Raw genomic sequence first — 8,841 nt, forward strand, 5'->3', positions numbered from 1 at the left:
CAGAGCAGAGAGTGAGCGACGGGGCCGGAGCAGGAGCTGGGGCGGAGGCAGGAGTAGGAGCAGGGGCACGGGGTGAGGCGGTGCGGGCCACGGGGTGTGGTCCGTTGCCGGAGAGGGCTGGGGCGGCTGGAGCGGTGCGGGAGTCCCGAGGACGCGCGGAGGGAGAGGCGCGGGCGTGGTCCGGGGAGCGCTCTGAGGCCGAAGCGTCGGGAAATGTGCGGTGTGGCCCGGAGATGAGAGCGGGAGCTACGGCGGAAGCTCAGACGCGTGCGTGGTCCGGAGCTGGTGTGACTGCCGGGGCATCGGAGTTGGCCGCACAGGCAGCTGAGGAGGCCGGGACTCCTGCGCGCGACGCGGAGACGCGTGGGGATGAGGCCGGTGTGCAGGGTGTGGCACCAGAGCCAGGGCCACGGGCGGGGCTGGGGTCTGGGACGGGGAACACGGCGAGGGTTCGTACGGGAAACACCTCGGGGGCGCCTTCTGAGGCGAAGGAGGCGGCGGGGACGTGCGGGGAGGGCGCAGGGGAAGGCGGGGGTGTCGGAAGCGGGGCCAGGGAGGCGGTGCACGGGATGGAACGGCTCGGGAAGCAGCTGGGCGGGGCGTACGAGACGGCCGTGCCGGACGGGAGGCAGGACGCGTCAGCGCTGGAGGAGGCTCGGGGTGCGGTAGCGCCAGGGCGGGAGCCGGTCGCACCGGACGGGGCTCGGGACGCGGCGTCACCAGTCGGACAGCAGAACGTTCCTGCGCCGGACGGAACGCAGAAAGCGCCCGCATGGGACGGGAGGCGGGATGCCTCCACGTCGGAGGGATGGCAGAACGCGCCCGCGTCGGACGGGAAGTGGAAAGGGCCCGTGCGGGACGGGAGGCAGGCCACCGCTACGTCGGGCGGGAGACAGGACGCCCACGTGTCGGACGGGAGGCGAAATGCGGCCGTGCCGAATGGGAGGCGTGAATCGGTGGTGCAGGGGCGTGAAACGGTCGTGTCGGGGCGCGGAACAGCGGTGCAGGGCGGAAGGCGGGACCCGGCGACGAGGGCACCAACGGGGCAGGCGAGGCCCACGATGCAGACAACGTCAGGGGCGTCGGCGGTTGCAGCGGCACCGACGACGCCTGTGACACCGGAGGTTCCCATGAGGCCAGAGGCGGCGGCGACGGCAGCGATCCCTGCGAAATCGACAGCGCCGGCGACGCCAGCAGTGCCCTTGGCGCCCGGGGCATCGGCGACGTCAGCGATCCCCGCGAAACCGGCAGCGCCAACGGTGCCGGCAGTGCCCGTGACGACAGAGAGGCCAGGGGCGTCAGCGGCGTCAGTGGTCCCCACGACGTCGCCAAAGCCAAAGACCCCGACGGCGCCAGCGAGGCCCGCGACGCCAAGGTTGTCGACGGTGTCAGCGACGCGCATGGCGCCAGAGGGGCCGGCGACATCAACGATCCGCACGACGCCGACAACACCAGCGGTCCCCACGATGCCAACGATGCCCGTGACATCAGAGGCACAGACGACAACGCAAGCGACACCAGAGCCCCCTACAGCAGCCCCAACACCCCCCAAATCACCAGCAGCACCCCAAGACCCACCACCCCCGCCCTCCGGCACCGGGGAACTCCCGCGTCCCCGGGGGACGGTGGTGCGGGAGCGGTTGGACGCCTTGCGGGAGCTGATCGCGTTGTCGCGGACCCGGTTGGAGGGTGGGGCGCTGGACGGGGCGGGGCGGGTGCTGGACGCGGCGGACGAGCGGTGCAGGCTCTCCGGTGCGTACACCGTTGTCGCGCTGGCCGGGGCGACCGGCAGTGGCAAGTCGTCGCTGTTCAACGCGTTGGCGGGCGCGGACTGTTCGGTCGTCGGCGCGCGGCGGCCCACCACCAGTGAGCCGGTGGCGTGTGTCTGGCCGGGTGGTCCGGGGGTCGAGGGGCTGCTGCGCCGCCTGGGAGTTCCCGTGCACCGCCGTCATACCTCGGTGGATCATTCGACCCTGCTGCACGGGCTCGTTCTGATCGATCTGCCCGACCACGACTCGGCGGAGACCTCCCACCGGGAGCAGGTGGACCGGCTGCTGGAACTGGTGGACGCGGTGGTCTGGGTGGTGGACCCGGAGAAGTACGCGGACGGAGTGCTGCACGAGCGCTATCTGCGTCCGTTGGCGGGCCACGCGGAGGTCATGTTCGTCGTGCTCAACCAGATGGACCGGCTGCCGGGCGAGGCCGCCGACCAGGTGTTGGACGATCTGCGGCGGCTGCTGGACGAGGACGGGCTGGCGCTGGGCGAACACGGTGAGCCCGGTACGACGGTGCTGGCGCTGTCGGCGGCGACCGGTGCGGGCATCGGGGAACTGCGGTACGCGCTGGGCCGGTTCGTCGCCGGACGGGACGCCGCGGCGCTGCGGATCGCGGCGGACCTCGACGCGACGGCCGAGCGGTTGCGGCCGGTGTATGTGGCGGGGAGCCGGTTCGGGCTGACGCAGAGCGCACGGGAGGACTTCGACGCGCGGCTGGCCGAGGCGGTGGGCGCGGCGGCCACCGGCCGCGCGGCGGAACGTGACTGGCTGCGGCACGCGGAACGGGCCTGTGGCGGACCGTGGTCGCGGTTGCGTGAGCGGCGCAGGGCGGAGCGCGGTGCCGAAGGGACGTACGGAGGGGACGGGGCGACCGGCCTTCCGGTGACACGGGAAGTGGAAGGGAGCGCGGGGAGCGGACGCGGACGTGTGACGGGAGCGGCCGCCGGTGCGGGGCGAGGCCGGCGTTCCCCGGGGCGGCACATGGCGCGGTGGGCAGAGGTGGGGGACGCCGCCGTGCAGGGGAAGGCGCGGGAGAAGGTGGCGGCGCGGCCCGTCGTGGAACAGGCGGTGCGGAGGGTCGCGGCCGAGGCGGCGTGCGGGCTGCCGGATTCCTGGGCGCACGCGGTACGGGAGGCCGCGGGGCGGGGCGCGGCGGGGCTGCCGGAGGCCCTGGACGAGGCGGCGGCGGAGACCGAGGCGGAGCTGGGGGACGGGCCGGTGGCGCGGCCCCGGTGGTGGACGGTGGCGGCCGCGTTGCAGGGGCTGATGTGTGTTCTGCAAGTCGTCGGACTGCTGTGGGTGTTGGCCGTGGCCACCGGGATCGTCGACACCGGATGGATGTCCGCGGTGCTGCCGGTGCTGATCGGGGCGGTGGGCGGCCCGGCACTGCTGTGGCTGGGCGCGGTCGCGGCCCGCGGCCCGGCCCGCCGGTACGGCCAGGAGGCCGAACGACGGCTGCGGGAGGCCGCGGCGGACCAGGGCCACGCCCACGTCCTGCGCCCGATGGCCGCGGAACTGCGCCGCTACCAGCAGGTGCGCGAGCAGTACGTGAGGACGTCGGGGGGATGACCGGCCACCGACACCGCACGACCGGCATGTGACGGCGCCGGGGACGCCGCACGACCGCTCCCGGACGACCGCTCCGGTCCTTCCTCCGGCCGCCCCACACCCACCCCTCCCCCACACGAGTGGCGAAGTTTTCCCCAGTCGGGAGCTTGTCCACAGCCCCGAGCGGCCCTGGACGGAACCGTGCAGCATGGGCTCATCACGGCCCACGGCAACGGTGTCGGGGGTGGACGACGGCGTCGTGTGAGGCGGCGTGGACGGGGGAGTGTGCGATGAGCGACACGATGGTGACGCTGGTGGGGAACGCGGCGACGGCGGTGGAGCACCGGTGGACGGCGGCGGGGGTGCCCGTGGCGCGGTTCCGCCTGGCGGCGACGTCCCGGCGATGGGACAGGCAGCGGGAGCGGTGGGCCGACGGGGAGACGAGCTTCTACACGGTCCGGGCCTGGCGTGCCCTCGCCGACCATGTCGCGGCGTCGGTGGCGGTGGGCGAACCGCTGCTGGTGCAGGGGAGGTTGCGGCTGCGGGAGGGGGAGCAGCCGCCGGAGCGCGGCGGGCAGCGGTGGTTCGCCGCGGAGGTGGACGCCGTCGCGATCGGCCACGATCTCTCGCGCGGGACCGCCGCGTTCCGCAGGGGCAATCGCGCGAGGGCACTTCCGCCGAGGGAAGAAGTCGTTACGGCTCAGGAAAGCGGCGCGCTGCCGGAGAACGGCCCAGGGGGAGTAGGGCCGAATTCCCCTAGCGGGAAGGGTATTCCTTCATATGTGGGCGCGGATTTCCCGTACGGGGAAAGCGGTGGTTCGCGTGCGGGAATCGGTCGCGCCGAAGAGAGCGGGATGCCGCGGGACGGGACCGGAAAAGTCGCGGACGTGCTGGTGAGGGCGACAACCAAGACGGTACCCACGACGTCAACTCCGGTGGAGGCGGAAGCGGGTGCGGCGGCGCCGGGGGCGGTACCGCCCCCGGAACCGGCCGGGGCGCCGCCCCGTGGCGGGCCTCCGGGAGTCGGCGCCCGGTCGCCGGGGGCGGCGGAAAGGCGTCCCGCGACGCGGTGGGAAAACGATGAGGTTGGGAATTCAACAGCCTTGGGAAACCTCGTAATCGGGGGCGCGGAGGGGGCGTCGGGGGATGTGATCGATATGCCGGAAAAGGTAGCGGTGCCCTAAAGGTTCCGGAGATTTGTCGATAATGCCGCACCATGGGTGCCCGCTCTCGGTAACGATTGCGATTCGGAACGAGCACGGGAGGCCCATATCGCGGAATATGCCCTGCTCTTCTACCTAGGATCCGACGCGTACTCACGGGGGCTGAGAAGTTCGGCTGTTGAGTCTCTGAGATCTTTCCGGCGAGGCATTTCCACTCGACCGCCTCGCCCAGAGGGGAATTTCATGCTTTCGATGAAGGGGCGGGGTGCAGCCCGCCTTGCCGCGGTGGTCATGGCGTCGGGCCTGGCCACCGCGGGGGCGATAACCGTCGCGGGCCCGGCCGCGGCGGACGACGTGACCTCCACGCACGGGGGCGCCACCGCCACGCTGTCCGGCCTGAAGGTCTACGACAAGGCGGTCGTCCACGGTCCGGGCGGCAACCAGGGCATCGGCGCGGGCCTGTTCGAGATGTCGGTCGACAACGGCGGCACGCTCCAGACGTACTGCATCGACGTCCACAACCCGACCCAGCAGCAGGCGAAGTACCAGGAGGTTCCCTGGAGCGCGTCGTCCCTGCACAACAATCCGGACGCCGGCAAGATCCGCTGGATCCTGCAGAACTCCTACCCGCAGGTGAACGACCTGGCCGCGCTCGCCCAGAAGGCCGGCGCCGGCGCCCTCAGCGAGAAGACCGCCGCTGCGGGCACCCAGGTCGCGATCTGGCGCTTCTCCGACCACGTCAAGGTGGACGCGGTCGACCCGGCGGCCGAGAAGCTCGCCGACTACCTCCAGAAGAACGCCGAGAACCTCAACGAGCCCCAGGCGTCGCTGACCCTGACGCCGCCGGCCGTCTCCGGCAAGTCCGGCAACCGCCTCGGCCCGGTGACCGTGCACACCAACGCCGACAGCGTCACCGTCGCCCCGGCCGCCGACGCCCCCTCCGGCGTCAAGGTCGTCGACAAGGACGGCAAGCCCGCCACCAGCGCCGTCAACGACTCCCAGCTGTTCTTCGACGTGCCGAAGGGCGCGGCCGACGGCGCCACCTCGCTGACCGCCCAGGCCGCCACCAAGGTCCCGGTCGGCCGCGTCTTCACCGGCGTCGGCCAGCACGCCAAGAGCCAGACCCAGATCCTGGCCGGCTCCAGCGAGTCCACCGTCACCGCCAAGGCCACCGCCACCTGGAAGAGGCAGGGCGCGGTCCCGGCCGTCACCGCCCGCGAGAACTGCTCCAAGGGCGGCGTGGACGTCACCGTCGACAACCAGGGCGACGAGACGTTCCGCTTCCAGCTCTCCGGCAAGGACCACGAGGTCACCCCGGGCAAGTCGGAGACCGTGACCATCCCGGTCGGCGAGGACCAGCCCTACAAGATCACGGTCACCGGTGAGGGCGGCTTCACCAAGACCTTCTCCGGCGTCCTGGACTGCGAGACCGCCGGCAACGGCACCGGCGGCAACGGTGGCGACAAGCCCAGCCCCCAGCCCAGCAGCACCGCCCCGGCCGGCGGCACCACCGGCAACGGTGACAACGGCGGCTCCACCGGCAACGGCGGCGACCTCGCCGAGACCGGTTCCAGCAGCGCCACCCCCGTGATCGCGGGTGTCGCGGTCGCGCTCGTCGCGGTCGGCGGCGGCGCCGTGTTCTTCCTGCGGAAGAAGAAGACCGGCAACGCGTGAGCCGGAGCGGCACCCGTGAGGTGACCGGCATCACCGTACGGCGGCCCCGGGCCGCCCGGCCGCCGGACGCCCCGCACGACGGGTGACCCGGCGTCCACGGCCCCGGAGCGCACCAGCGCTCCGGGGCCGTCCGCGTCCGCCCCGGGCAATCCCGTTTCCGCGGCACGACGGGCATACGGCAAGATGGGTGTATCTGCCCTCGCGCGGCCACGCCGCACCATGGCCCACGCGGCGGAGCCGCACACAGACCTGACAGATCCAGACTGCCCGGACGGTTTCTCTTGGCTGAGTACATCTACACGATGCGCAAGACGCGCAAGGCGCACGGCGACAAGGTCATCCTCGATGACGTGACGCTCAGCTTCCTGCCGGGCGCCAAGATCGGCGTCGTGGGCCCCAACGGCGCCGGCAAGTCCACGGTCCTGAAGATCATGGCCGGCCTGGAGCAGCCCTCCAACGGCGACGCCTTCCTCTCGCCGGGCTACACCGTCGGCATGCTCCTCCAGGAGCCGCCGCTGGACGAGTCCAAGACGGTGCTGGAGAACGTCCAGGACGGCGCCAAGGAGGTCATGGGCAAGCTCAAGCGCTTCAACGAGGTCGCCGAGCTGATGGCCACCGACTACTCCGACGCCCTCATGGAGGAGATGGGCAAGCTCCAGGAGGACCTCGACCACGCCAACGCCTGGGACCTCGACACCCAGCTCGAACAGGCCATGGACGCCCTCGGCTGCCCGCCCGGCGACTGGCCCGTCACCAACCTCTCCGGTGGTGAGCGCCGCCGCGTCGCGCTGTGCAAGCTGCTGCTGGAGGCCCCCGACCTGCTGCTCCTCGACGAGCCCACCAACCACCTGGACGCCGAGTCCGTGCAGTGGCTGGAGCAGCACCTCGCGAAGTACCCCGGCACCGTCGTCGCCGTCACCCACGACCGGTACTTCCTCGACAACGTCGCCGGCTGGATCCTGGAGCTCGACCGCGGCCGCGCCATCGGCTACGAGGGCAACTACTCCACGTACCTGGAGACCAAGCAGACCCGTCTCAAGGTCGAGGGCCAGAAGGACGCCAAGCGCGCCAAGCGCCTCAAGGACGAGCTGGAGTGGGTCCGCTCCAACGCCAAGGGGCGGCAGGCCAAGTCCAAGGCCCGTCTGGCGCGCTACGAGGAGATGGCCGCCGAGGCCGAGAAGATGCGGAAGCTGGACTTCGAGGAGATCCAGATCCCGCCGGGCCCGCGTCTGGGCAATGTCGTCGTCGAGGTCGAGAACCTCTCCAAGGCGTTCGGCGAGAAGGTCCTCATCGACGACCTGAGCTTCAGCCTGCCGCGCAACGGCATCGTCGGCGTCATCGGCCCGAACGGCGCCGGCAAGACCACGCTGTTCAAGATGATCCAGGGCCTGGAGACCCCCGACTCCGGCCAGATCAAGATCGGCGAGACCGTCAAGATCTCCTACGTCGACCAGGGCCGCGAGAACATCGACCCCAAGAAGACGCTGTGGGCCGTGGTCTCCGACGAGCTGGACTACATCAACGTCGGCCAGGTCGAGATGCCCTCCCGCGCCTATGTCTCGGCGTTCGGCTTCAAGGGCCCGGACCAGCAGAAGCCGGCCGGTGTGCTCTCCGGTGGTGAGCGCAACCGCCTCAACCTGGCGCTCACCCTCAAGCAGGGCGGCAACCTCCTGCTCCTCGACGAGCCGACCAACGACCTCGACGTCGAAACCCTGTCCTCGCTGGAGAACGCGCTGCTGGACTTCCCCGGCTGCGCCGTCGTCGTCTCCCACGACCGCTGGTTCCTCGACCGCGTCGCCACCCACATCCTGGCGTACGAGGGCGACTCCAAGTGGTTCTGGTTCGAGGGCAACTTCGAGTCCTACGAGAAGAACAAGATCGAGCGGCTGGGCGCGGACGCCGCCCGCCCGCACCGCGCCACGTACAAGAAGCTCACCCGGGGCTGACCGGCGTGCGGCATCACTACTCCTGCCCCCTGCGCTGGTCGGACATGGACGCGTTCGGCCATGTCAACAACGCGGTGTTCGTCCGCTACCTCGAAGAGGCGCGGATCGACTTCATGCACCGGCTGGCGCCGGGGGACGGCAGTACGTCGTTCACCGGCGGGTCCGTGGTGGCCCGGCACGAGATCGACTACGTACGCCCGCTGGTCCACCGGCACGCCCCGGTGGACATCGAACTGTGGGTGACGAAGATCAGCGCCGCGTCGATGACCGTGCGCTACGAGATCAAGGACGAGGACACGCTCTACGTCCGCGCCTCGACCATCGTCGTCCCCTACGACTTCGCGGCCCAGCGTCCCCGGCGCATCACCGCGGAGGAGCGGGCGTACCTGAAGGAGTACACGGACGACGCCGCGCGCGGGGAGGGGGCCGTCACCGCATGACGGCGCTGCGCCTGGCCGGTGCCGGGGAGGCCGCCGACCTGGCCGCCTTCCTGGCCCGGCTGATCCACTACGACCGGGCCGCCGCCGTCCGGCTCCAGGCCGGCGGCGGCGTCCTCGCCGTCTTCGGGCGGCCGCCGTCCTTCGAGGTGCTGGCGATCCGCACGGCACGGCTCGCCGACGACACCGCCCTGGACGTCACCGTCTCGGCCGGGGAACTCCTCGACGGCATCGAGGAGGACACGGCGCACGTCACCGTGCCCCCCGCGGTCACCGGCCCGCCGTGGGCCGGGGTGCT

General features: G+C 71.6%; 6 protein-coding genes. All 6 read left to right on the plus strand.

The window, feature by feature from the left end; translation table 11 throughout:
- Positions 1-1,400 precede the first annotated feature (1,400 nt).
- On the plus strand, positions 1,401-3,344 hold the full coding sequence (locus tag AC51EU_RS23340) for a YfjP family GTPase (protein WP_496269007.1): 1,944 nt from the start codon (positions 1,401-1,403) through the stop codon (positions 3,342-3,344).
- A gap of 269 nt (positions 3,345-3,613) precedes the next feature.
- On the plus strand, positions 3,614-4,507 hold the full coding sequence (locus tag AC51EU_RS23345) for a single-stranded DNA-binding protein (protein ID WP_496269003.1): 894 nt from the start codon (positions 3,614-3,616) through the stop codon (positions 4,505-4,507).
- Between the two features lie 231 nt (positions 4,508-4,738).
- Entirely contained in the window at positions 4,739-6,160 is a 1,422-nt protein-coding gene (locus tag AC51EU_RS23350) for a thioester domain-containing protein (RefSeq protein WP_496269008.1), read from the plus strand.
- A 281-nt stretch (positions 6,161-6,441) separates the two neighbouring features.
- Positions 6,442-8,106 (plus strand): energy-dependent translational throttle protein EttA, encoded by a 1,665-nt coding sequence (gene ettA / locus AC51EU_RS23355; protein WP_496269004.1) that lies wholly within the window; start codon positions 6,442-6,444, stop codon positions 8,104-8,106.
- A gap of 5 nt (positions 8,107-8,111) precedes the next feature.
- The gene (locus AC51EU_RS23360; RefSeq protein ID WP_496269005.1) at positions 8,112-8,546 is read left to right on the plus strand and encodes an acyl-CoA thioesterase; all 435 of its coding nucleotides are present in this window, start codon (positions 8,112-8,114) and stop codon (positions 8,544-8,546) included.
- Positions 8,543-8,841, plus strand: a 299-nt coding sequence (locus AC51EU_RS23365; RefSeq protein ID WP_496269006.1) for a DUF8010 domain-containing protein, incomplete at its 3' end; no start/stop codon positions are given. The genes AC51EU_RS23360 and AC51EU_RS23365, both read left to right, overlap by 4 nt.

Source organism: Candidatus Streptomyces philanthi (assembly GCF_059553635.1).